General features: G+C 72.2%; 24 protein-coding genes. 16 read left to right on the top strand and 8 right to left on the bottom strand.

The annotated features are described in order from the left end of the window. Positions 1 to 149: 149 nt before the first annotated feature. Positions 150 to 581 (top strand): GNAT family N-acetyltransferase, encoded by a 432-nt coding sequence (locus ACZ5ID_RS30035; RefSeq protein ID WP_468904061.1) that lies wholly within the window; start codon positions 150 to 152, stop codon positions 579 to 581. 36 nt (positions 582 to 617) lie between these two features. On the opposite strand, the gene ACZ5ID_RS30030 is transcribed toward ACZ5ID_RS30035, so the two are convergent. The 7 genes from ACZ5ID_RS30030 to ACZ5ID_RS30000 all read right to left on the bottom strand — a co-directional run bounded on the left by ACZ5ID_RS30030 (position 618) and on the right by ACZ5ID_RS30000 (position 8,511). Then, positions 618 to 1,157, bottom strand: coding sequence for a GNAT family N-acetyltransferase (locus ACZ5ID_RS30030; protein WP_468904058.1), 540 nt, complete (start codon positions 1,155 to 1,157; stop codon positions 618 to 620). Positions 1,158 to 1,166: 9 nt separating this feature from the next. Continuing rightward, entirely contained in the window at positions 1,167 to 3,809 is a 2,643-nt protein-coding gene (gene mgtA, locus ACZ5ID_RS30025; RefSeq protein ID WP_468904056.1) for a magnesium-translocating P-type ATPase, read from the bottom strand. After that, positions 3,793 to 4,161 (bottom strand): ArsR/SmtB family transcription factor, encoded by a 369-nt coding sequence (locus ACZ5ID_RS30020; RefSeq protein WP_406557048.1) that lies wholly within the window; start codon positions 4,159 to 4,161, stop codon positions 3,793 to 3,795. The genes mgtA and ACZ5ID_RS30020 overlap by 17 nt, the downstream gene beginning before the upstream one ends. Before the next feature lie 173 nt (positions 4,162 to 4,334). Then, positions 4,335 to 6,347, bottom strand: coding sequence for an ABC transporter permease (locus tag ACZ5ID_RS30015; RefSeq protein ID WP_468904054.1), 2,013 nt, complete (start codon positions 6,345 to 6,347; stop codon positions 4,335 to 4,337). 72 nt (positions 6,348 to 6,419) lie between these two features. Further along, positions 6,420 to 7,208 (bottom strand): molybdate ABC transporter substrate-binding protein, encoded by a 789-nt coding sequence (gene modA, locus ACZ5ID_RS30010; RefSeq protein ID WP_468904051.1) that lies wholly within the window; start codon positions 7,206 to 7,208, stop codon positions 6,420 to 6,422. Positions 7,209 to 7,323: 115 nt separating this feature from the next. Then, positions 7,324 to 7,719, bottom strand: a complete 396-nt coding sequence (locus ACZ5ID_RS30005; RefSeq protein ID WP_468904048.1) for a TOBE domain-containing protein — start codon at positions 7,717 to 7,719, stop codon at positions 7,324 to 7,326. 201 nt (positions 7,720 to 7,920) lie between these two features. Further along, the gene (locus ACZ5ID_RS30000) at positions 7,921 to 8,511 is read right to left on the bottom strand and encodes a hypothetical protein (RefSeq protein ID WP_406555925.1); all 591 of its coding nucleotides are present in this window, start codon (positions 8,509 to 8,511) and stop codon (positions 7,921 to 7,923) included. 150 nt (positions 8,512 to 8,661) lie between these two features. Between ACZ5ID_RS30000 and hemL the strand changes: the two genes are divergently transcribed. From hemL to ACZ5ID_RS29945, 11 genes are all read left to right on the top strand, one after another. Beyond that, entirely contained in the window at positions 8,662 to 9,975 is a 1,314-nt protein-coding gene (hemL, locus tag ACZ5ID_RS29995; RefSeq protein WP_468904046.1) for a glutamate-1-semialdehyde 2,1-aminomutase, read from the top strand. Then, positions 9,972 to 10,664, top strand: a complete 693-nt coding sequence (locus tag ACZ5ID_RS29990; RefSeq protein WP_468904044.1) for a histidine phosphatase family protein — start codon at positions 9,972 to 9,974, stop codon at positions 10,662 to 10,664. Before hemL ends, ACZ5ID_RS29990 begins: the two co-directional genes overlap by 4 nt. A 296-nt stretch (positions 10,665 to 10,960) precedes the next feature. After that, entirely contained in the window at positions 10,961 to 12,196 is a 1,236-nt protein-coding gene (locus ACZ5ID_RS29985) for a polysaccharide deacetylase family protein (RefSeq protein WP_468904042.1), read from the top strand. Between the two features lie 101 nt (positions 12,197 to 12,297). Continuing rightward, a complete protein-coding gene (locus ACZ5ID_RS29980) occupies positions 12,298 to 12,906 on the top strand; it encodes a TlpA family protein disulfide reductase (RefSeq protein WP_406555400.1) in 609 nt (202 codons plus the stop codon). A gap of 43 nt (positions 12,907 to 12,949) precedes the next feature. Beyond that, entirely contained in the window at positions 12,950 to 13,714 is a 765-nt protein-coding gene (locus tag ACZ5ID_RS29975; protein ID WP_468904152.1) for a cytochrome c biogenesis CcdA family protein, read from the top strand. A gap of 2 nt (positions 13,715 to 13,716) precedes the next feature. Next, positions 13,717 to 15,462 carry a cytochrome c biogenesis protein ResB gene (gene resB / locus ACZ5ID_RS29970; RefSeq protein WP_468904039.1) on the top strand — a complete coding sequence of 582 codons (1,746 nt, stop codon included), beginning with the start codon at positions 13,717 to 13,719 and terminating at the stop codon, positions 15,460 to 15,462. Next, on the top strand, positions 15,459 to 16,550 hold the full coding sequence (gene ccsB, locus ACZ5ID_RS29965) for a c-type cytochrome biogenesis protein CcsB (protein ID WP_468904037.1): 1,092 nt from the start codon (positions 15,459 to 15,461) through the stop codon (positions 16,548 to 16,550). The genes resB and ccsB overlap by 4 nt, the downstream gene beginning before the upstream one ends. Positions 16,551 to 16,617: 67 nt before the next feature. After that, positions 16,618 to 17,124, top strand: a complete 507-nt coding sequence (locus ACZ5ID_RS29960; protein ID WP_468904035.1) for an SRPBCC domain-containing protein — start codon at positions 16,618 to 16,620, stop codon at positions 17,122 to 17,124. A gap of 121 nt (positions 17,125 to 17,245) precedes the next feature. Beyond that, positions 17,246 to 17,740, top strand: a complete 495-nt coding sequence (locus ACZ5ID_RS29955) for a SigE family RNA polymerase sigma factor (protein WP_468904033.1) — start codon at positions 17,246 to 17,248, stop codon at positions 17,738 to 17,740. Beyond that, complete coding sequence (locus tag ACZ5ID_RS29950; protein WP_468904031.1) at positions 17,733 to 18,293, top strand: hypothetical protein; 561 nt, start codon at positions 17,733 to 17,735, stop codon at positions 18,291 to 18,293. Before ACZ5ID_RS29955 ends, ACZ5ID_RS29950 begins: the two co-directional genes overlap by 8 nt. Before the next feature lie 94 nt (positions 18,294 to 18,387). Beyond that, positions 18,388 to 19,767 carry a DUF2079 domain-containing protein gene (locus tag ACZ5ID_RS29945; RefSeq protein ID WP_468904149.1) on the top strand — a complete coding sequence of 460 codons (1,380 nt, stop codon included), beginning with the start codon at positions 18,388 to 18,390 and terminating at the stop codon, positions 19,765 to 19,767. An 8-nt stretch (positions 19,768 to 19,775) separates the two neighbouring features. Here the strand turns inward: ACZ5ID_RS29945 and ACZ5ID_RS29940 are convergent, their stop codons facing one another. Beyond that, the gene (locus ACZ5ID_RS29940; protein WP_468904029.1) at positions 19,776 to 20,054 is read right to left on the bottom strand and encodes a PLD nuclease N-terminal domain-containing protein; all 279 of its coding nucleotides are present in this window, start codon (positions 20,052 to 20,054) and stop codon (positions 19,776 to 19,778) included. Between the two features lie 89 nt (positions 20,055 to 20,143). Here ACZ5ID_RS29940 and ACZ5ID_RS29935 point away from each other — a divergent pair, with 89 nt between their 5' ends. The 4 genes from ACZ5ID_RS29935 to ACZ5ID_RS29920 all read left to right on the top strand — a co-directional run bounded on the left by ACZ5ID_RS29935 (position 20,144) and on the right by ACZ5ID_RS29920 (position 23,807). Further along, positions 20,144 to 21,595 carry a menaquinone biosynthesis decarboxylase gene (locus ACZ5ID_RS29935; RefSeq protein WP_468904026.1) on the top strand — a complete coding sequence of 484 codons (1,452 nt, stop codon included), beginning with the start codon at positions 20,144 to 20,146 and terminating at the stop codon, positions 21,593 to 21,595. Continuing rightward, positions 21,592 to 22,497: a menaquinone biosynthesis prenyltransferase MqnP gene (mqnP, locus tag ACZ5ID_RS29930; protein WP_468904023.1), complete on the top strand. Its 906-nt coding sequence runs from the start codon at positions 21,592 to 21,594 to the stop codon at positions 22,495 to 22,497. The genes ACZ5ID_RS29935 and mqnP overlap by 4 nt, the downstream gene beginning before the upstream one ends. 38 nt (positions 22,498 to 22,535) lie before the next feature. After that, a complete protein-coding gene (locus ACZ5ID_RS29925; RefSeq protein ID WP_468904022.1) occupies positions 22,536 to 23,243 on the top strand; it encodes a UbiX family flavin prenyltransferase in 708 nt (235 codons plus the stop codon). Between the two features lie 114 nt (positions 23,244 to 23,357). Continuing rightward, on the top strand, positions 23,358 to 23,807 hold the full coding sequence (locus tag ACZ5ID_RS29920) for an Lrp/AsnC family transcriptional regulator (protein WP_067160265.1): 450 nt from the start codon (positions 23,358 to 23,360) through the stop codon (positions 23,805 to 23,807). Positions 23,808 to 23,852: the final 45 nt, after the last annotated feature.

The raw sequence follows: 23,852 nt of genomic DNA, 5'->3' as shown, positions 1-23,852 counted from the left end.
ACGACTCCCCTGAGGCCGCTAGGACTCTAGGCGGTGCCGGGCGGCGGGAACAAGGGCCGATCTTGTGGGCGCGGCCCGGTCTCCGGGGCCCGGGAGGGGGCCCGGTGCGGCGCCGGCTACCCGGGGAGCGGGCTGCCTACAGTGCGCTGATGGAGATCATCGATTTTGAGCCCGGCGATCCGCGCCTCGCGGACGACCTGCTGCCCGTCCTGCGCGAGCTGCGCCCGCACCTCACGGAGGACCTGTTCGGCGAGATCTACGCGGAGGGGTGCGGGCAGGGCCTGCGCTTCTCCGCCGCGTACGGGGAGGACGGGGTGTGCGTGGGCGCGGCCGGGTGGCGGATCGTCGCCACCACGGTCGCGGTGCGCAAGCTGTACGTGGACGACCTGGTGACGGCCGGGACGGCACGGTCGCAGGGGGTCGGCCACGCGCTGCTGGCCCATCTGGAGGAGATCGCGCGCGCCGCCGGCTGCACGTCCCTGAACCTGGACTCCGGGACGCACCGGACGGACGCGCACCGCTTCTACTTCCGGGAGCGGATGGCGGTCACGGCGTTCAACTTCAACAAGAAGCTGGACTGAGGGGCAGCGGCGCGGCTCGGGGTGCGGGGCGCCGCTTCACGCCCGGGGCGCCGCCAGGTCCAGGCACCAGTCGTGCGACCTCATCCGGTGGCCCGGCGGGTACTCGAACTCGACCTCGCCCAGGAGGCGGAAACCGGCCCTGCGCAGAACGCTGTTCGAGCTCGCGTTGTCGACGGACGGGTACGCGTGCAACTCCCGGGGACCGCCGGCCTCCCGGGCGGCCTGCGCCACGGCCACGAGGGCGGCGAGGGCGAGCCCTCGACCCTGGAACTCGGGCAGGATCCCGTACCCCGTCTCGTAGACCTCCTTGCCCTGCCACTCGCGCGGCCAGTAGCCGATGGAACCGACGGCCTCACCGCTCTGCGTGAGCGAGATCCGGAACATCCGGCCCTCGGCGGCGTCGCGCGCGCTCAGCGCGACATAGCGCTGCTGGCGGGCCGTCAGCTTCTCCTCGTCCTCCGGGCCGCCGGTGTGGGCGGTCATGGCGGGGGAGTTGGAGTGGTGGAGGAGGGGGAGGTCGTCGGCGGACCAGGGGGTGAGGGTGATGGGAGCGTCGGGGGTGTCGGCGGTGTCCATGGAACGACTCTAGGCGGGGGCCGAGCCCCGGTGTGCCCGGCCGTACCGGAACAGGCCCGCCGCGTACAGCACCAGAACCACCCCCACCAGCCCGTAGTACACCCCGGGCAGCGCCGCCATCCCCAGTCCCGCGCCCAGCGGCGTCAGAGGCAGCAGCACGCCTGTCGCCGCCAGCGCGGACGCCGCCAGGGGGACCGGCGTGGGGCGCGCCGTCCGGACCGTGTGGAGCAGGAGCATCGCCAGGGCCTGGGTCAGCAGGTTCTCGGTGAACCAGCCCGCGTGGAAGGCGGCCTGGTCGCCCGGGTCGCCCGCCCCCAGCACCCATGCCAGCACCGCGAACGTCGCGAGGTCGGCCGCCGCGTTGAGCACCCCGAAGCCCGTGACGAACCGCAGCACCTCCCGTGGCCGCAGCCGCAGCGGTCGCAGCGGCACGGCCCCGTCCTGCCGGTCGTACGCGTACGCCAACTGCGCCGCGTCGAAGCACAGGTTCTGCACCAGGACCTGCGCGGGGAGCATCGGCAGGAAGGGCAGCAGCAGCCCGGCCGTCAGCATCGCTATGACGTTGCCGAGGTTGGAGGAGAGCGTGATGCGGAGGTAGCCCGCTATCGTGCCCCCGGCCCGGCGGCCCGCCGCGATCGCGTGGGCCAGGGACGTCAGGTCCTTCGCCGCGAGCACCACGTCGGCCGCCTCGCGCGCGACGTCGACCGCGTCGCGCGGGCAGACCCCGACGTCCGAGGCGCGCAGTGCGGGCAGGTCGTTGACGCCGTCGCCGAGGAACCCGGTCACCTGGCCGCGCTCGCGCAGCACCCGGACGATCCGGGCCTTCTGCCCCGGTGTGCAGCGGGCGAACACCGTCGTACGGGCGGCGAGTTCGGCCAGCTCGGGGTCGGTCAGGGCGTCGGTCCGGTCGGCCGTGACCACCTCGCCGGGCACGAGCCCCAGCTCGCGGCACGCGCGCGCGGCCGTCCCGGGGTGGTCGCCGGTGAGGACCTTGACCTCGACGCCGCCACGGGCCAGCGCGGTCAGCGCCTCCGCGGCCGTCTCGGCCGTCGCGTCGCGCAGCCCCACCAGGCCGGCGAAGGTGAGTCCGCGCTCGTCGGCCGTCGTGTACGCGCGCGTCCGCGCGGGCCGCTCGGCGAGCGCCACGGCCAGCACCCGCAGCCCGTCGTCGGCGTGGGCGGCGGCCAGCGCGCCGATACGGGAGCGCTCCCCGGCGCCGAGCGCGCACCGCTCCAGGACCTCGTCGACCGCGCCCTTGACGATCAGGGTGTGGGTGCCGAGCCGGCCGGGGGTGCGGACGACGGCGGTGGACAGCCGGCGGACCGGGTCGAAGGGGAGGGCGGCGACCGGGTCGTGCTCCAGTGCGTCGAGGCCGCCCGGCAGCCGCTGCTCGGCGGCGTCGAGGAGGGCCTCGTCGAGGGCGTCGGCGGTGGGCACCTCGGCGAGCTGGAGCGTCCACAGGCTGTTGACCGCGGCCCAGCGCAGCACCTCCGGGTCCTCGGCGCCGGACGCGCCCAGGGCGCGGTCGAGGACCGGGCGGTCCTGGGTGAGGGTGCCGGTCTTGTCGACGCACACGACGTCCACGGCGCCCAGATCGTGCAGCGCGGGCAGCCGTTTGACGATCACCCCGTGCGTACGGGCCAGGGTCGCCGCGCCCCGGGCCAGCGCCGTGGTGACGATGACCGGCAGCATCTCGGGGGTGAGCCCGACGGCCACCGCCACGGCGAACGGCAGGGTCTCCAGGCCCCGTCCGCGCAGCGCCGCGTTGGCCATCAGGACCAGCGGCGGGGTGAGCAGCATGAATCTGATCAGGATCCAGGAGATGCCGTACACGGAACGGTCGAATGCGGTCGTGCGACGGTCGCCTCCACGCACCCGCCTGGCCCGGCCCGGTCCGGAACCGCCCGCCCCGCGAACGTCCGCCCCGCCGGCGCCCGCCCCGTCGTCCGCCCACTCGCCCTGCGCCGCCGCGAACCGCGTGTCCGCGCCCGTCGCGACGACCACTCCCGTACCGCTGCCGGAGGCCACACTGCTGCCCTGGAAGCACAGCTCCGGCCGGTCGAAGCCGGTCCCGTCCGGGCCCGGCGGGGACGGCTCCTCGGCCGGGTGCTTGCGTACGGGGGCGGACTCGCCGGTCAGCGCCGCCTGATGCATCGTGAGACCGGTCGCGCGCAGCAGCCGCAGGTCCGCCGGGACCAGGTCGCCGGGGCCCAGCCGGACCACATCGCCCACCACCACCTGGTCGACCGGGATCTCGCGCGCCACCGGGCCCGCGTCCGGGCCCGCCCGGCGCACCACGGTCGCCGTGGTCGCCACCAGCTCGCGCAGCCCGGCCGCCGAGCGGTCCGCCCGGTACTCGCCCGCCGCCCGCAGGACGCAGCTCACCGCCACGAGCACCGCGATCACGGCGGCCGTGCCCCACGCCGCGACCAGCGCGGACACCACCGCTAGCGACGCCAGTACCGCCGTGAACGGGTCGCGCAGGCTCCGCACGAGCCGGACCGGCCAGGAGGGGGTGCGCAGGGTGGGCAGCATGTTCTCGCCGTCGCGCGCGAGGCGGGCGTCGGCCTCGGCCTCCAGCAGTCCGCGCGGCCCGGAGTCGAGCGCGCGCAGTACCTGTAGCGGGGTGCGCCGCTCAGGCGCCCAGGTCACGGACGAGTCCCGGAGTCGCACGCGCACCCGGCCCCAGCCGGTCGCCGAGGCGTGCCACGAGCCAGCGCACCAGCTCGGCGGCTTCCGGATCGGCCACCAGATAGACCACCCGGCGGCCCTCGCGGCGGGAGCGGACGAGACCGGCGAGCTTGAGCTTGGCGAGGTGCTGGCTGACGGCGGGCAGCGCCCCGCCGACGCGCTCGGCGAGCCCGGTCACGTCCGACTCGCCGTGGCTGAGCGCCCAGACGATGTGCAGCCGCGCGGGCGAGGCGAGCAGCCCGAAGACCCCGGCCGCCTCCCCGAGCACCTCGGCGGACGGGTCGGCGGGTGCCTCGCCCGACGAACCGGTCAGCTTCTTCACCGCCACCTCCTGCCCATGCCCCTGTCCGGTCTCGTCCGTACACGCGCGCTCGCGATCACGTCACGTACACGATCACGTCACGTACCCGACGAACTCAGGCGGCCAGTCTAGGGGCGGCCACTGACACCACCCCTGACCTGGGCCGCGGTGCTGTCTTCGGGGTCCTACAGCGGTACGAGCGTGACCTCCGTCGCCTTCACGCTCGACCAGACCGCCGTACCCTCCACGAGCCGCAGCTCGGCCGCCGCCTGCGGGGTGATCTCCGCGACCAGGTCGGGGGCGTCGGGCGAGCCGATCAGGACGCGCAGCCGGCTGCCGGACGCGGTGACCTCGCGGACCGTGCCGGGCCAGGTGTTGCGCGGGCTGCCGCCGGGCCGGTCGCGGTGGACCGAGACCGACTCCGGAGCGATGATCGCCAACGCGCGGCTTCCGGCGGGCAGCTGCTCGGCCGCCACGATCCGTCCGCCGCCCGGCAGGGTGAGCCCGTCCGCGGCGGCCTCGCCCGGCCAGGCGTTGCGGCCCAGCATCCGGGCCACCCACGGCGAGCGCGGATGGCGGGTGACCTCGGCGGGCGGCGCGTCCTGGAGGGCACGGCCGGCTTCCAGGACGAGCACGCGGTCCGCCAGCGACACCGCCTCGACGGGGTCGTGGGTGACGATCAGACAGACCCCGCCGAAGCCGTCGAGATGGGTGCGCAGGGTGTGCCGGACGTGGGCGCGGGTCGTCTGGTCGAGGGCCGCGAGCGGCTCGTCGAGCAGGAGCAGACGGGGCCGGGCCGCGAGCGCCCGGGCGAGCGCGACCCGCTGGGCCTGGCCGCCGGAGAGCTGGCCGGGTCTGCGGTGGGCGAGGCGCCCCACGCCGAGCCGGTCCAGCCACGCCTGCGCCTGCCGCCGGGCCTCGGCGCGCGCGACGCCCTGGGCGCGCAGCCCGTACGCCGTGTTGGCGAGGGCCGTCATGTGCGGGAACAGGGCCCCGTCCTGCGGCACCCAGGCGACCCCGCGCCGGTGCTGGGGTAGGCCGGTGACGTCCTGCTCGCCCAGGCGCAGTCCGGCACGCGCGCGGGGGGTGAGGCCGAGCAGGGCGCGCAGAAGCGTGGTCTTGCCCGCGCCGTTCTCGCCGACGACGGCGATGGTGGTGCCGGGCGCCGCGTCCAGGGTCAGCCGGGTGTACCCGGTGACCTCGGCGTGCAGCGCCCATCTCGCGGAGGGGCCGGGGGAGGCGGGGGCGTCGACGGCCACGGGCCGCTCGGACTCGTACGCCTCGCCCCGCTTGTCCTCGGCACTCCGTACGGAGGCAGTGCGTCTCCCCCCGGTACGTACCGCCCCGGAAGGTACCGTCCCGGAACGCGTTCCCCCGCCCGTCCACCGGCCCCGCAGCGCGACCAGCACCGCCATCGCGATGGCGAGGAGCAGCAGGGAGACCGAGGTCGCGGCCTCGGGGGAGTTCTGGAGCAGCAGATACACCTGGAGGGGGAGGGTCTGGGTGGTGCCGGGAAGGTTGCCCGCGAAGGTGATCGTGGCGCCGAACTCGCCCAGCGCGCGCGCCCATGTCAGCGCGGCCCCGGCGGCCAGACCGGGCGCGACCATCGGCAGCGTGACGGTGAGGAAGACCCGGAACGGGGACGCGCCGAGCGAGGCCGCCGTCTCCTCGTAGCCGGGGCGCAGCCCGCCGAGCGCGCCCTCCAGGCTGATCACCAGGAACGGCATGGCCACGAAGGTGGCGGCCACCACCGCGCCGGAGGTGTGGAAGGGCAGCGTGATGCCGAACGTGTCCTCCAGCCACGGCCCGAGCAGCCCGCGCCGCCCGAAGGAGAGCAGCAGCGCCACCCCGCCGACGGTCGGCGGCAGCACCATCGGCAGCAGCACCAGCGAGCGCACCAGCGCCTTGCCGGGGAAGTCCACGCGCGCGAGGAGCCACGCCAGCGGCACGCCGAGGACGAGGGACAGGCCGAGCGCCCAGAACGAGACGAGTAGGGACAGCTTCAGCGCCTCGGTGACGCCCGGGCTGCTCAGATGCGTACCGAGGTCGTTCCAGGAGGTACGGGCCAGGACGCCGACGAGCGGCATCAGCAGGAACGCGACGGCGAGCAGCGCGGGCACCAGGAGCGTGACGGGGGCGCGCGGACCGGCCGCTCGGGCACTCCTGCTCCAGCGGTGCGGCCGGCTGCTGATCTTCATCGCGGCTTCCTGGGGGTAGTGCGGGGCGGCCCGTCGCGCCCCCGTACGCGACGGGCCGCCCCGGACGGGGTGTCACGGCTTCTGGAAGCCGGCGTCCTGGAGGATCTTCTGCGCCTCGGGGCCGCTGAGCCACCGTACGAAGGCGTTTGCCGCGTCGGCGTTCCCGGCGGACTTCAGGGTGGCGGCCGGGTACCGGGCGACCGCGTTCTGCGCGTCCGGGATCTCCACGGCGGTGACCTTGCCGGAGGCCGAGGCGGCGTCCGTCCGGTAGACGATGCCCGCGTCGGCCTCGCCGAGCTCGACCTTGGTCAGGACGGCCCGTACGTTCGGCTCCTGCGAGACCGGTCTGACCGTGATCTTCTGTGCGTCCAGGACCTTCTGGCTGTAGCGGCCGACCGGCACCTCGGGCGCGGCGAGCACGACCTTCAGCTTGGTGTCGGCGAGGTCCGCCAGCGCGCCCACCTTCTTCGGGTTGCCCTTGCCGGTCGCGATGACCAGCCGGTTCCTGGCGATGACGGTCGGGGCGCCGGTGTCCGCCTTGAGGCCGTCCATGGTCCTGGTGTCCGCGGTGACCAGGGCGTCGGCGGGGGCGCCCTGCCGGACCTGGGCGGCCAGCTCCTGCGACCCGGCGAAGGAGAAGGCCACCCGGGTGCCCGGGTGCTCCTTCTCGTACGCGGCGCCCGCCCGCTTGAACACATCGGTGAGCGAGGCGGCGGCGAGGACGGTCAGCTTCGTCGCCGGCGCCGTCGCGGCGCCCGGGTCGCTCTTGTCGTCGTCCTTGCCGCAGGCGGTGAGGGGGAGGAGCAGGGCGACGCCGACGACGGCAGCCGTGGTCCGGCGGCGGGTCAGGAAGGGGGTCATGGGACGGAACTCCTTCGGTGCCGAGCCGCGCCGGTGACGGCGACGCCGCTGGGAGACGGACGTGCGGGGATATCGGCGGAGGTACACGGACGCGCAGGCGCGTACGAGCGGGTGGCTAGACGCGGTCGATGTGCACGCTGGTCGACTTCACACGGGCGGTCGCCCGCATGCCGACCTCCAGTCCCAGTTCCTCGACGGCCTCACGGGTGAGCAGCGAGACCAGCCGGTGGGGTCCGGCCTGGATCTCGACCTGGGCGGCGACGTCACCGAGCTTCACGGCGGTGACGATGCCGGGGAAGGCGTTGCGGGCGGAGGTGTACGAGGTGTCGTCCTCGTCGGTGCCGCTCTGGGCGACCTCGACGGAGAACGCGGCCAGGTCGCGGCCGTCGATGACCCGGCGACCGCTGTCGTCGCGGTGGGTGGCGACGCGCCCCGCGTCCGCCCAGCGGCGGGCGGTGTCGGCACTGACGCCGAGCAGACGGGCGGCCTGGCCGATCGTGTAGGACTGCATGTGCCACAAGATAGGCCAGTTCAAGGCGCAGATACAGGGGCTTTGGGGCTATCTACGGCGCAGATGCGGCTGAGGATGGAGGAAGCTCCAGGGGCATGCGGAAGCGCCAGGGGCATGCGGAAGCCGGGGTGCGCACGGCGTCGACGTCGTACGGCGTCCTGGGAAAGGTCCTGGATCGTCAGCGGGAACCGGTCGTGCCGGTCACGGCCACACAAGGCAGTACGGCTGATGCCCCGCCTCGTGCAGCCGCACCGAGAAGTCCTGCCACTCGTGCAGCAGCTGGTACACGTTGAACGCGTCGCGCGGGCCGCCCCGGTCCGGGACCGTGGACCAGATGAAGGCCGCCGCGCCCACCGTCTCCTCGCCGACGCCCCGCAGCGGGTCCACCACCGTCATCGGGAGCTTGACCACCGCGTAGTCGGGGTGGAGGACGACCAGTTCCAGCGGGGGGACCTTGTGCAGCGGTATGCCCTGGATGCCCGTGAGGACCATCGCCGCGACCGTCTCCGGCTTGATCTTGGTGAACATGCCGCCCATGCCGAGCTCGTCGCCGCCGAGCTCCTCGGGGCGCATCGAGATCGGCACCCGGGCCGCGGTGGCTCCGTCGGGCGCGCCGAAGTACTTGTAGGTCACCCCCACTCGGCCACTCCCGTTTCCCGGAACCGTGACGCGGTCGATGCGTTCGATCCGTTCGACCCGTTCCTCCGCGTCGCGCCGGTGCCGTCCCCGCCGACGGGCGCGTTCGGGACCCCGGTCATCGGTCCCCTCGCCCAGTCCGCCACCGCGATGCATATCTTTCACCCGATTGCTTGTAGCCCGACTGCTTTGTAGACGGCGCGACCCCCGCCGCGCAACCCGATCATCGTGTCAGTGACCTCCCCCACCGGGGTGCGGTGAAACACCTGTCCGCAAGAACGTCCGGGCCTCTGCCACCATGGCTGTGTGAGCTATCCGTACGAATACGACGCCCCAGTTTCGCAGACGCTATTCGACCGCGCGTCCCTTGTGACGCCCGGCGGCGTGAACTCCCCCGTCCGTGCCTTCCGCGCCGTGGGCGGTACGCCCCGGTTCATGGTGTCGGGTACGGGGCCCTATCTGACCGACGCCGACGGACGCGAGTACGTCGACCTGGTGTGTTCGTGGGGTCCGATGATCCTCGGGCACGCGCACCCCGAGGTGGTGGGGGCCGTGCAGGCCGCGGTCGCGCGCGGCACCTCCTTCGGTACGCCGGGGGAGGGCGAGGTCGCGCTCGCCGAGGAGATCGTCGAGCGGATCGAGCCCGTCGAGCAGGTCCGTCTGGTGTCGTCCGGCACCGAGGCGACCATGTCCGCGATCCGGCTCGCCCGCGGCTTCACCGGCCGCGCCAAGGTGATCAAGTTCGCCGGGTGCTACCACGGTCATGTCGACGCGCTGCTGGCCGCCGCCGGTTCCGGGCTGGCCACGTTCGCGCTGCCGGACACCCCGGGCGTCACCGGCGCCCAGGCCGGCGACACGATCGTGCTCCCCTACAACGACCTGGACGCGGTGCACGCGGCCTTCCACGCCCACCCGGGCGAGATCGCCTGTGTGATCACCGAGGCGTCGCCCGGCAACATGGGCGTCGTCCCGCCCGCCGAGGGCTTCAACGCGGGGCTCAAGGCGGCCTGCGCAAAGAACGGCGCGCTCTACATCTCCGACGAGGTGATGACCGGCTTCCGGACCAGCAGGGCGGGCTGGTACGGCGTCGACGGCGTCAAGCCGGACCTGATGACCTTCGGCAAGGTCATGGGCGGCGGCTTCCCGGCCGCGGCCTTCGGCGGGCGCGCGGACGTGATGGCCCACCTCGCCCCGGCCGGCCCCGTCTACCAGGCGGGCACGCTGTCCGGGAACCCGGTCGCCACCGCCGCGGGCCTCGCCCAGCTGCGGCTGCTCGACGACGCCGCGTACGAGAAGGTCGACGCGGTGTCCCTCCAGATCCAGCAGCTGGTCTCGGACGCGCTCAGCAAGGAGGGCGTCGCCCACCGGCTCCAGACGGCGAGCAACATGTTCTCCGTCTTCTTCACCCCCGACGAGGTACGCGACTACGAGGACGCGAAGAAGCAGGAAGCGTTCCGCTTCACCGCCTTCTTCCACGCGATGCTGGCGAACGGCGTCTACCTGCCGCCGTCCGCCTTCGAGTCCTGGTTCGTCTCGACCGCCCACGACGAGCGCGCGATCGAGCGCGTCGCGGCTGCGCTGCCCGCCGCCGCACGTGCCGCCGCGGAGGCCACCGCATGAGTGACAGCACCCCCGACAGCGAGTTCACCGTCGTCCACCTGATGCGCCACGGCGAGGTGCACAACCCCGACGGCGTCCTGTACGGCCGCCGCTCCGGTTTCCACCTCTCCGAGCTCGGCCGCCAGATGGCCGACCGGGTCGCGGAGTACCTGGCGGCCCGGGACATCACGCATGTCGCGGCGTCCCCGCTGGAGCGCGCCCAGGAGACGGCCACCCCGATCGCCAAGGCGCACGGGCTGGACCTCGGGACCGACGCCCGGCTGATCGAGGCGGGCAACGTCTTCGAGGGCAAGACCTTCGGCGTCGGCGACGGCGCCCTGCGCAAGCCCGCCAACTGGAAGCACCTCACCAACCCGTTCCGCCCGTCCTGGGGCGAGCCGTACGTCGAGCAGGTCGTACGGATGATGGGCGCCCTGGACGCGGCCCGTGACGCGGCCCGCGGCCACGAGGCGGTGCTGGTCAGCCACCAGCTGCCGATCTGGACCGTGCGCTCGTTCGTGGAGCGGCGGCGGCTGTGGCACGACCCGCGCAAGCGGCAGTGCACGCTCGCCTCGCTCACCTCGTTCACCTACCGGGGCGACAAGATCGTCTCGGTGGGTTACAGCGAGCCCGCCCGCGACCTGGTCCCGGCGCACCTGCTGGCGGGCGCCAAGCCGGCGAAGGGGAAGTCGAAGGGGTTCGGGGCGTAGGGCTTCGGGCCTGGGGGCTGTTTTTTGGCTGCGGGCCGGTGGGGGCTGGTCGCGCGGTTCCCCGCGCCCCTGGGTATCCGGGGGTGCGGGGGGACGGCTGACGGGCGTGAGCAACGTCGCTTCCCGCCCCGCCCCCCTCGTCGCCCTGCGTAGAACAAAACTGACGACGCGTACGATTTGCGAAGTTTTGTGCGACTGTACGGAACCATCGAGGGCTCCCGGGCATCTCATCTGATGTCCACAGGGCTGTGGCCGGTGTGGACGCCGGGGACGACGATGCGATGGGGACGAACGGTATGCGTGGGATCAGTCGAAGGGGAATGCTCGGGCTGGGACTGGGGGCCGCGGCGGCGGTCGGTGTGGCCGGTTGCGGTGGCGGTGACAGTTCGGACAGCGGCAAGGCCGGCTCCGGCAACGGCAAGGGCACCCAGGGCCCCGGCAAGAAGCCGGACGCCAAGCTCATAGGTGACGGCTCGACCGCCGACACCGGCAAGCAGCCGCACCAGCCCCCCAAGCCCGTCCCCCTCGAACCCGGTCAGACCCCGCCGCAGTTCGTGGTCTTCTCCTGGGACGGCGCCGGCGAGGTCGGCAACGGCCTCTTCCCACGCTTCCTCGACCTCGCCAAGGACCACGGGGCGTCGATGACCTTCTTCCTCTCCGGGCTCTATCTGCTGCCCGAGTCCAAGAAGCGGCTCTACCACCCGCCGAACAACAAGGTCGGCGCCTCGGACATCGGCTACCTCAGCGACGACCACGTCAAGGCGACCCTGACCAATGTGCGCCGGGCCTGGAACGAGGGCCACGAGATAGGCACGCACTTCAACGGGCACTTCTGCTCCGGCCACGGCGACGTCGCCAAGTGGACCCCGGCCCAGTGGCAGAGCGAGATCGACCAGGCGATGTCGTTCGTGACCAACTGGAAGACGAACACCGGCTGGACCGACGAGGACCCGCTGCCCTTCGACTACAAGCGCGAGCTCGTGGGCGCCCGCACCCCGTGTCTGCGCGGCCAGGACAACCTGCTGCCGACCGCGCAGAAGCTCGGCTGGCGCTACGACGCCTCCTCGCCCGGCGGCACCCAGGTCTGGCCGGTCAAGCGCCACGGCCTGTGGGACCTGCCGCTCCAGGCGATCCCGTTCCCCGGGCACTCCTTCGAGGTGCTGTCGATGGACTACAACATCCTCGCCAACCAGTCGAAGAACTCCACCAAGGCGCCGCCGGCGAACTACCCGGGCTGGCGCAAGCAGGCCACCGAGGCGTACCTCAAGGGCTTCACGCGCGCGTACGAGACCAATCGCGCGCCCTTCTACATAGGCAACCACTTCGAGCAGTGGAACGGCGGCATCTACATGGACGCCGTCGAGGAGGCGCTCAAGGGGATGGCCGGCAAGAAGGACGTACGCCTGGTCTCCTTCCGGCAGTACTGCGACTGGCTCGACGTCCAGGACCCGAAGGTGCTCGCCAAGCTGCGGAAGCTCGGCGTCGGCCAGAAGCCCACCGGCGGCTGGAACGCGTTCCTCCAGCAGGCGTGAGGTCCGGGCGGCGCGGCTCTTTAGACGGCCTTGACAAGGGTCTTTACGGGCACTCAGGGGGGTGCCCAAGATCCCCCAAACGGTCATGCGAAACTTTTCACATGTCCGTGAGTCCTGCCCTTCCACGCCGCCGCGCCTTCCTGCTGGTCACGGCAGTCGCGGCCACCGGTGCGCTGACCCTCACCTCGTGCGGCTCCGGCGGTACCTCCGGCGGCTCGGGCGACACCAAGTTCGTCACCGGCACCGGCGGCATCTCCACCGTCGCCAAGAGCGGCCGGCACGCCGCGCCCAAGCTCTCCGGGGAGACCGTCGACGGCAAGCAGCTCGATGTCGCCGACCTCAAGGGCAAGGTCGTCGTGCTGAACGTCTGGGGCTCGTGGTGCGCGCCCTGCCGGGCCGAGGCGCCCTATCTCAGCAAGGTCGCCAAGGAGACCCGGGCGCAGGGCGTCGAGTTCGTGGGGATAAACACCCGCGACACGGACAAGGGCCCGGCTGTCGCGTTCGAGAAGCAATTCGAGGCGGACTACCCGAGCCTGTACGACCCGATCGGCAAGCTGATCCTCCGCTTCCCCAAGGGAAGCCTGAATCCGCAGGCCATCCCGTCGACGATCGTGCTCGACAAGGACGGGAAGATCGCGGCGCGGGCGCTGATGGCGCTCGACGACAAGAAGCTCCACCAGATGATCGACCCGCTGATCGCGGAGAAGTGATGTCGTGGACGCGACCCTGACCGTCACCGCCGCGCACCCGGCTCTGGCCGCCGCCCAGTCGACGTCCGGCGTGAACGACACGGTCCTCAGCGGTGCCCTGCTCGTCGCCCTCCCGGTGGCCGTGCTCGGCGGGCTGATCTCCTTCTTCTCGCCCTGCGTCCTGCCGCTGGTGCCCGGCTACCTCAGTTACGTGACGGGGGTCACCGGCACCGACCTCGCGGAGGCCAGGCGCGGCCGGATGGTCGCCGGGGCGAGCCTGTTCGTCCTCGGGTTCACCGCCGTCTTCGTCTCCGGCGGGGCCCTGTTCGGCTTCTTCGGCCAGACGCTCCAGGACTACAACGGCACGCTCTCCAAGATCCTGGGCGTGCTGATGATCCTGATGGGCGTCTTCTTCATGGGCCTGATGCCCTGGCTCACCCAGCGCGAGTTCCGGTTCCACAAGCGGCCGGTGACCGGGCTCGCGGGGGCGCCGGTACTGGGCGCGCTCTTCGGCGTCGGCTGGACGCCGTGTCTGGGGCCTACGCTCACCTCGGTGAACGTCCTGGCCATGGACCAGGCGAGCGCGGGCCGCGGGGCCATCCTGACCGTCGCCTACTGCGTCGGTCTCGGACTGCCGTTCGTTTTGGCGGCGGTCGCCTTCCGCAAGGCCCTCGGCGCCTTCGGCTGGGTGAAGCGGCACTACGCGTGGGTGATGCGCACCGGAGGCGTGATGATGATCGCGACCGGTCTGCTGCTGCTCACCGGGGCCTGGGCGGAGCTCATCCAGCAGGTGCAGGTGTGGTCCAACGGCTTCCAGGTGGGTGTCTGAACATGAGCAAGACCGAAGCGGCCCCCGAAGAGGCGCCGCGGACGGCGGCGGAACGCTCCGCCGACGAGCGGGACCTCGGCGCGGCCGGCTCCCAGCTCTCCACGGCCCCGGCCGAGGACCTGTCGAACGGGCCCGTGGGCATCGGTGTGCTCGGCTGGGTGCGCTGGTTCTGGCGCCAGCTGACCTCGATGCGGGTCGCCCTCGTCCTGCTGCTGCTGCTCTCCCTGGGCTCGATCCCCGGCTCGCTGATCCCGCAGACCAATGTGGACGAGATGAAGGTCGCCGACTTCCAGAAGCGGCACGACACGATCTCGCCGGTCTACGAGAAGCTCGGCATGTTCCACGTGTACAGCTCGGTGTGGTTCTCCGCGATCTACATCCTGCTGTTCGTCTCCCTGATCGGCTGCATCGTCCCGCGTACCTGGCAGTTCGTCGGGCAGCTGCGCGGCCGGCCGCCGGCCGCGCCCCGGCTGCTGACCCGGCTGCCCGCCTACACCACCTGGCGCACCGAGGCCGAGCCCGAGCAGGTGCGCGAGGCCGCGGCGGCGATGCTGAAGAAGCGCCGCTTCCGTACACAGGTGGTGGGCGACGCGGTCGCGGCGGAGAAGGGCTACCTCCGCGAGGCCGGGAACCTGATCTTCCATGTCTCGCTGATCCTGATCCTGGTGGCGTTCGCCGTCGGCCAGCTCTTCAAGTCCGAGGGCGGCAAGCTGATCGTCCAGGGCGACGGGTTCTCCAACACCCTCACCCAGTACGACGACTTCAAGTCCGGCTCGCTCTTCAAGACGGACGACCTCGCCCCCTTCAGCTTCACCCTGGACCGCTTCGACGCCACCTACGAGCGCAACGGGCCCAACCGCGGCACCGCCCGCGAGTTCGTAGCGCACGTCACCTACTCCGAGGGCGCCGACGGCAAGCCGCAGAAGAAGGCCATCGAGGTCAACAAGCCGCTGGTGGTGGACGGCTCCAAGGTCTACCTCCTGGCCCACGGCTACGCGCCGACCGTCACCGTCAAGGACGGCCGGGGCAAGGTCGTCTTCCACGGCGCGGTGCCGCTGCTGCCCATCGACAACAACATCTCCTCCAGCGGCGCGATCAAGGTGTACGACGGCTACACCGACGCCAAGGGCAAGTGGGACCAGCTCGGCTTCGCCGCGTTCTTCGTGCCGACCTACGGCGGCAAGGGCAACGGGACGATGTTCTCCCAGTTCCCCGCGCTGGACTTCCCCGTCCTCAACGTCGGCGCGTACCACGGCAGCCTCGGGGTCAACTCCGGGCTGCCGCAGAACGTGTACCAGCTCGACACCGACAAGATGAAGCCGTTCAAGGACGACCAGGGCAAGGTCCTCAAGAAGACCCTGCTGCCCGGTGAGACGCTGGACCTTCCCGAGGGCGCCGGGTCGATCACCTTCGACAAGGAGATCAAGCAGTGGGCGAGCTTCCAGATCTCCCAGCAGCCGGGCAACGACCTGGCCCTGACCGGTTCGGTCCTGGCGATCGCCGGCCTGGCCGGGTCGCTGTTCATCCAGCGGCGCCGGGTATGGGTCCGCGCCGTGCCCGGTAAGGACGGCGTGACCGTCGTCGAGATGGCGGGGCTTGGGCGGAGCGAGTCCGCGAAGCTCCCCGAGGAGCTGGCCGATCTCGCGGTCACGCTCATTCCGCAGGCGCCGACCGCGCCCGATCCCGCACCTGGGCCCGCCGGGGACCAGGTGGCAGAACCCGCCGAAGCCGAAGGGGCCGAGAAGTGATCCTCGCCGCCACGACCAACGAGAGCCTGGCGCACACCAGCAACTACCTGATCTATTCGGCGATGGCGGTCTATCTGCTGGCCTTCTTCGCGCACATGGCCGAGTGGATCCTCGGCAGCCGCAGCAAGGTCGCCCGTACCGCGGCGGCCCTCACCGCCGATGCCGCCGGACAGGACGGCGCGGGCACGGTGCAGGTCCGGGTCGCCAAGAAGGGCGGCGGCACCGCCGTCCTGGAGCGGCCCAAGGTCGTCACCCGCTCCGCGGCCGGCAACCGTGACGTGCCGGACGGCCCGGGCGCGGCGGCGGGAGACGTGAAGGGCGACCTCTACGGCCGCATCGCGGTGTCCTTCACCGTCCTCGCCTTCCTCGTCGAGGCCGGCGGGGTGCTCACCCGCGCGCTGTCCGTGCAGCGGGCGCCGTGGGGCAACATGTACGAGTTCAACATCACCTTCTCCACCGTCGCCGTGGGCGTCTACCTCACGCTCCTCGCGCTGAAGAAGAACGTGCGCTGGCTCGGCCTGCCGCTGGTCACCTCGGTCCTGCTCGACCTCGGTCTCGCGGTCACCGTCCTGTACACCGCCAGCGACCAGCTGGTGCCCGCCCTGCACTCGTACTGGCTGTGGATCCACGTCTCCACCGCGATCTTCTGCGGCGCGGTCTTCTACGTGGGCGCCGTCGCCACCGTGCTCTACCTCTTCCGCGACCGCTACGAGGCCAAGCTCGCCGAGGGCGGCAGGCCGGGCAGCTTCGCCACCTCGGTCCTGGAGCGGCTGCCCGCCGCGGCCTCGCTGGACAAGTTCGCCTACCGCGTCAACGCGGCGGTCTTCCCGCTCTGGACGTTCACGATCATCGCGGGCGCGATCTGGGCCGGCGACGCGTGGGGCCGCTACTGGGGCTGGGACCCCAAGGAGGTCTGGTCCTTCATCACCTGGGTCGCGTACGCCTGCTACCTGCACGCGCGCGCCACGGCCGGCTGGAAGGGCCGCAAGGCCGCCACGCTGGCCCTGCTGGCCTTCGGCTGCTGGCTCTTCAACTACTACGGCGTCAACATCTTCGTGAACGGCAAGCACTCGTACGCGGGCGTGTAACCCCGCGCCCGCCCGCGCTCCACGGCGTGCGCGGGCGCCGCGCGCCCGTTCGGGTGACACTGGTGCCATGACGGATGTGATCCCTCATGGCACCGGTGAGGCCCACGACGGCGCCCGGCTCCTCCGCTACGAGCTCGCGCTCTCCCACCCGCGGGAGCGGGTCTGGGCGGCCGTGGCCACCCCCGAGGGCCTGTCCGGGTGGCTGTGCGCGGCCGACGTCCTGGAGCCCCGGCTCGGCGGCGCGGTGACGCTGCGCTGGCTGAACGCGGGGCCGGAGGGCATCCACCACGGCCATGTCACCGCCTGGGACGTCGACCGGGTCGCCGAGTACACGGTGGACCTGCACGGCCGGATCCGCTTCCATCTGGAGGCCGAGGGCCCCTCGGCCACGGTGCTGCGCTTCACCAACGAGTTCCCCGGCGACGACGCCCTGCACCTGGACTGCCTGGCGGGCTGGCACAACCACTTCGAGTTCCTGGCCGACGCGCTGGCGGGCCGCCCCAAGGACTGGACGACCTGGTCGTCCCGGCGGTGGCAGGAGCTGCGCAAGGAGTACGCCGACAGCGGGCTCTGAACCCCACCCGGGACACTTCCTGGAAAAAATGACGGCGGCCTGTCAACCGGACGGCCGCCGTCAGGCGTACATCCCGTGAGACCTGTCCGCCGACAGGTCTGTCCAGCCGACGGGAGCCGCTTTGACCGACGACGAGTTCGAGGAGTTCTACGCTCACTCGGTCACCCGGCTTGTCGGGCAGCTCTACCTCATGACCGGCGACCTCCACGAGGCGCAGGACGTCGTCCAGGAGGCGTTCGTACGGGCCTGGGGGCGCCGCGCGAAGCTGCTGCGCGAGGCCGGCCCCGAGGCGTGGATCCGCACCGTCGCCTGGCGGCTCGCGGTGAGCCGCTGGCGGCGCGGCAAACGGGCCGGTGAGGCCTGGCTGCTGCACAGCGGCGGCAGTTCCGGGGCCGAGCTCGGCCCCGACCCCTCCTCGGTCGCCCTCGTCGACGCGCTGCGGCTGCTCTCCGAGCGCCAGCGGCGCGTCGCCGTCCTGCACTACGTCTGCGATCTCACCGTCGAGCAGGTGGCCGCCGAGACCGGCCTGTCCACCGGCACCGTGAAGACGCATCTCTCCCGTGCGCGCGCCGCGCTGCGGCCCCGCCTCACCTCCGAGGAGGAGCAAGGTGTCTGAGAACAGGCCGGCCCCGCCCGGCGACGGCCCCGAGAGCGATCCGGCACTGGCCCGGGCTCTGAAGCGGGCGGCGGACGACGGCGGGCGGCGCGTGGTGCCGCAGCCGGCCGCCCGGGTCGCCGAGCGCGGGCTGCGCAGGCGCCGGCGCAATCTGGCCGCGACCGCCGCCTGTGTCGTGTGCGTGGTCGCGGGCACCGGCGCGGTGGCCGCGGTGCGGCTCCAGAGCGGGCCGGACGCGACAGTTCCGGCCGACCCGTCCACCCCGACCCGGCGCGTCTCCCAGTCGCCCGCGCCGCCCTCGGGGTCACCGTCCTGGTCGCAGTCGTACCGGCCGGGGTCCCCGAGCCCGGACCTGTCCGCCTCGGCGTCCGGCGGGACCGGCCACGGCAGCCCGTCCGCGTCGGTTCCGCCGCCGGCGGGTCCGGGCGGCCGGCCCGTCGGCGCCACTCCGAGCAGCAGCCCGCCCCCGGCGACCACCCCACCGGACCTGGCCGGCTCGGCCGGCCGGACCGCGACGGGCACCCCCACCGCCACCCCGACCCGCACCCGCTGACCCGCACCCGCTGACCCGCACCCGCTGACTCAAGGACCTCACCGTGCACGGAGCTCTCCTCGCGCTGCCCGAAAACCGGGTCCGGCCCACCCGTATATCCGACGAAAAGGGATCAAAAGGGCGCCTGCGCATACCCGCCGCCTGCGACCCGTACGTCCTCGCCGCCGCGCTGTTCGCCGCGTACGCGACCGTCTCCGTGCTCCGGTTCCGGCGGATGGAGACGCTCTCCTGGGACCTCGGGATCTTCGAACAGGCCATCCGCGGCTACGCCCGTCTGCGGGCACCCGTCGCCGACTTGAAGGGGCCGGGCACGAACATACTGGGCGACCACTTCAGCCCGGCCACCGCGCTGCTCGCCCCCGCCTACCGGCTCTTCCCCACCCCCGTCACGCTGCTTGTCGCCCAGTCCGCGCTCTTCGCGCTCTCGGCGGTGCCGGTGACCCGGGCCGCCGCCCGGCTGCTCGGGCGGGGCGCCGGGCTGGCGATCGGCGTCGCCCACGGCCTCTCCTGGGGACTGCAGCGGGCCGCCGACTTCGACTTCCACGAGATCTGCTTCGCGGTGCCGCTGATCGCCTTCTCCCTCGAAGCGGTCCTCGCCCGGCGCTGGCGGGCCGCGCTCTGCTGGGCGCTGCCGCTCGTCCTGGTCAAGGAGGACCTGGGGCTGACACTGGCGGCCCTCGCGGCCGTGGTCGCCCTGCGCGCCCGGCGGACCTCGCCGCGCACCGCCGCGTACGCGGCCGGGGTCGCGGCCTTCGGGATCGCCGCCGCCGTGGTGACCCTCACGGTGGTGATACCGGCCTTCAACCCGACCGGCGCGTACGACTACTGGAGCAAGACCGGCGGAGCGGGGCCGTTCGCCGCGTCCGGCACCAAGCTGCGCACCCTGCTGTGGCTGCTGCTCCCCACCGGGCTGCTCGCGCTGCGCTCACCGCTGGTGCTCGCCGCCGTGCCGACGGTCGGCTGGCGGTTCCTGTCCCACGACGACCACTACTGGTCGACCGACTGGCACTACAGCGCCGTCCTGATGCCGGTCCTGGCGCTCGCCCTCGCCGACGCCGTGGACAGCGGCCGGCGCGGCCCGCGCCCGTGGCTGCGCGCATACACCCGGCAGCTGCCCGCCGCCGCGGCCTCGGCCGCGCTCGCGCTGACCACCGCGCTGCCGCTGGCCGCGCTCACCGAGCCGGCCACATACGCCAGGAGCGCCGAAGTGAGCGCGCGCGAGCGGCTGCTGGACCGGATCCCGGACGGCGCCACCGTCGAGGCGAACGTCGGGCCGATCTCCCGGCTCACCTCCCGCTGCCGGGTCCTGTGGGTGGGCGACGCCCGGCGGGTGACCCCGGACTACATCGCGCTCGACAACGTCTCGGGCTGGGCGGGCGACCCACGGGAGTACGCGCGTCAGCTGCACCCGTCCGCCCGGTACTCGATGACCGGCGTCGCGTACGGATACGTGGTCCTCGAACGCCGGGCATGACCTGCGCCCTAGTCCCGCGGGTCGTCCCTCGGCCGGTTCAGGCTCGCCAGGAACTCCGGGTTGTCGTCCGGGGCGGTCCAGCCGCCCCGGCGGCCGGCGACGCGGCGCGGGCGGCCCGCGAAGAACCAGGCGACCGGCCCGAGCAGCACCTCGCCGAAGAGCAGGATCACGATGACCCACACCACCTTCGGGAGGCCGCGGACCTCCTCCTCCGGGGTGTTCAGGCAGTCGATGAAGGCGTAGATCCACAGCGCCAGGACCAGCAGGAACGGCAGATACCTGAGCATGTTCGGGTGGTCCCCCCAGGGAACGGCGGCGGGGTGTGTGGCAGCCCCGGTGACGGGCCCAGGGTAACCGGTGCCCGATACTTGACCTCATGGCTTATGACGATCTTCGCTCGCTCCTGAGGGCGCTGGAGCGTGAGGGCGACCTCATCCGCATCAAGGCCGAAGTCGACCCGTACCTGGAGATCGGGGAGATCGTCGACCGGGTCAACAAGGCCGGTGGGCCCGCGCTCCTCTTCGAGAACGTCAAGGGCGCGGCCATGCCGCTGGCCATGAACGTGTACGGCACCGACCGGCGCCTGCTCAAGGCGCTCGGGCTCGCCTCCTACGACGAGATCAGCGAGAAGATCGGCGGGCTGCTCAAGCCCGAGCTGCCGCAGGGCTTCATCGGGGTGCGCGAGGCCTTCGGCAAGCTCGGCTCGATGGTCCACGTCCCGCCGAAGAAGGTGAAGGACGCCCCGGTCCAGGAGGTCGTCCTGACCGGTGACGACGTCGACCTCGACCGGCTGCCGGCGCTGTTCACCTGGCCCGAGGACGGCGGCTCGTTCTTCAACCTGGGTCTCACCCACACCAAGCACCCCGAGACGGGCGTGCGCAACCTCGGGCTCTACCGCCTCCAGCGCCACGACAAGCGCACCATCGGGATGCACTGGCAGATCCACAAGGACAGCCGCAACCACTACGCGGTGGCCGCCCGGCGCGGTGAGCGGCTGCCCGTCGCCATCGCCTTCGGCTGCCCGCCCGCCGTCACCTACGCCTCGACCGCTCCGCTGCCGGGGGACATGGACGAGTACATGCTCGCCGGGTTCATCCAGGGCAAGCGCGTCGAGATGGTCGACTGCAAGACCGTGCCGCTCCAGGTCCCGGCCAACGCCGAGGTCGTCATCGAGGGGTGGCTGGAGCCCGGCGAGATGCTGCCCGAGGGGCCGTTCGGCGACCACACCGGTTTCTACACGCCGCAGGAGCCGTTCCCGGCGCTGACCATCGACTGCGTGACCATGCGCCGGCGCCCGCTGCTCCAGTCCATCGTCGTGGGCCGCCCGCCCACCGAGGACGGACCGCTGGGCCGCGCCACCGAGCGGTTCTTCCTGCCGCTTCTGAAGATCATCGTGCCGGACATCGTCGACTACCACCTGCCGGAGTCGGGCGGCTTCCACAACTGCGCGATCGTCTCGATCGAGAAGAAGTACCCCAAGCACGCGCAGAAGGTGATGCACGCGATCTGGGGAGCGCACATGATGTCGCTCACCAAGCTGATCGTCGTCGTCGACGCCGACTGCGACGTCCACGATCTGCACGACGTGTCCTGGCGGGCGCTCGGCAACACCGACTACGCCCGTGACCTCACGGTCGTCGAGGGGCCGGTCGACCACCTCGACCACGCCTCGTACCAGCAGTTCTGGGGCGGCAAGGCCGGGATCGACGCGACCGCGAAGTGGCCCGAGGAGGGCTACACCCGCGACGGCGGCTGGCCGCACATGGTCGAGTCGGACCCGCAGACATCCGAACGGGTGACCCGACGGTGGAAGGAGTACGGACTGTGAGCGCCTCCGCTGCCGCCGCCGTCCCGCAGCCCGGCCGGACCAGGGCCTTCCTGCGGCTGGTGATGATCGAGCACTCGGTCTTCGCGCTGCCCTTCGCCTACATCGCCGCCCTGACCGCGATGTTCCGGCTGGACGGGGACATCCACTGGGTGAAGCTGCTCCTGGTCACCGTGGCCATGGTGGGGCTGCGCACCTTCGCGATGGCCTGCAACCGGATCATCGACCGCGAGCTCGACGCCCGCAATCCGCGCACGGCCCAGCGGGAACTGGTCACCGGCGCCGTGTCGGTGCGCTCCGCCTGGACCGGCGCGCTGATCGCGCTGGTCGTCTTCCTGGGCGCCGCCGGACTGCTCAACCCGCTCTGTCTGGCCCTCGCCCCCATCGCGGTGATCCCGATGGTGGTGTATCCGTACGGCAAGAGGTTCACCAACTTCCCGCAGGCGATCCTCGGGCTCGCGCAGGCCATGGGGCCGGTGGGCGGCTGGCTCGCGATCACCGGGGAGTGGTCGTGGCACGCGGTGGTCCTGGGTCTCGCGGTCGGCATCTGGATCGGCGGCTTCGACCTGATCTACGCCTGCCAGGACGTCGAGTCCGACCGCGAGTGCGGGGTGCTGTCGGTGCCGGCCCGGTTCGGCGTGCCGAACGCGATCCGGGGCGCCCGCGCCTGTCACGCCGTCACCACGGCGCTGCTCGTCTGGTACGCGCTGGCCACCGGCGCCGGGGCGCTGTTCTGGACCGGGCTGGTGATCGTGGCGGCGGCGTTCGTCTATGAGCACACCATCGTCAAGCCGCACGACCTGTCCCGACTCAACCGGGCGTTCTTCACCACCAACGGTTTCATCGGGATCTCGCTCTTCGTCTGCGCGCTCCTGGACCTGCTGGTGCGCGGGCTCTCGGTGTGACGGTTCCCGCCCCCGGGCGGCCGGATAGGCTCGGGCACGTGGAGCAGGTGAACGCAGACAGCGGGCGCGATACGCCGCGACCGCGCACGCCCTGGGTCGTCGGGGTCTCCGGCGCGTCCGGGACGCCGTACGCGGCGGCCGTGCTGCGCGGGCTGCTCGCGGCGGGGGAGAGCGTCGACCTGGTGGTCTCGCGGGCCTCGCGGCTCACCCTGCTCGACGAGACGGGGATCGCCTTCCGTGACGCCCACTGGCGCGAGGACCTCGCGAAGTGGCTGGCGCGGGGGGCGGACGGCAAGCCCGGGACCTTCGACGTGGCCGATGCCGCGCTGGAGGCCGTACGGCACTGGAGCGCCGGGGATCTCGGCGCCGGGCCGTCGTCCGGCTCGTACCCGGTCAAGGGGATGCTGATCGTGCCGGCCAGCACGGCCTGTGTGGCCGGGGTGGCGCTGGGGCTGTCGAAGGACCTGTTGCAGCGGGCCGCGAGCGTGACGCTCAAGGAGCGGCGCCCGCTGGTGGTCGCGGTGCGCGAGACGCCCCTGAACGGGCAGACCCTCAAGCACCTGGTGGCGCTGGACGAGGCGGGGGCCGTGGTGCTGCCGGCCTCCCCGGCGTTCTACGCCGGGGCCACGCACATCCAGGATCTGGTGGACTTCGTCGCCGGGCGGGTGCTGGACGCGGCGGGTGTGCCGCACGGCCTGTACCGCCGGTGGGAGGGAGAGCTCGGGGGAGGCTCCCGCCCCGGTTAGCGCGTGACTGCCCCCGGGAACGTCTTGCTGAGGGATCGCAGGGTGTCGGCCCTGTGTGCCTTAGATTTACACCTAAAATCGCGGTACTGCTGAATAATGGAAGGCTTCAGGCATATGGACGCCGTGGACAGGCAGCTCATCCAGGCTCTGCGGGAGAACGGCAGGGCCTCGTACGCCGAACTCGGCCGGCTCGTCGGTCTCTCCGGGCCCAGCGTCACCGACCGCATCAACCGCCTTGAGGCGGCGGGGGTCATCACCGGTTACCGCGCCACCGTCAACGCCGCCTCGCTCGGCCTCGGCGTGACCGCCCTCATCGGCATCTCGCTCTCGGACGCCGCCGACCACGAGGACGTCGCCCGCCGGCTGCGCGACCTGGAGGAGATCGAGGACTGCTGGTTCATCGCCGGCGACGACTCGTACATGCTCAAGATCCGTGCCTCCGACGTGGACGGCCTGGAGAAGACCATCCGGCGCCTGGGCTCCACCAAGGGCGTCTCGCGCACCCGGACGACCATCGTCCTCTCCACCAAGTGGGAGAACCGGGTCGGAGAGCTGCCGGAATAGCGGGGGGCGTACCGTGGTGGAGGTTTTGTACGCAAGGCATTGGGA

This window comes from Streptomyces sp. NPDC031670, from assembly GCF_055580545.1.
The sequence above is the reverse complement of the archived record's forward strand: the minus strand, read 5'-3'. Positions and strand labels throughout refer to the sequence as shown.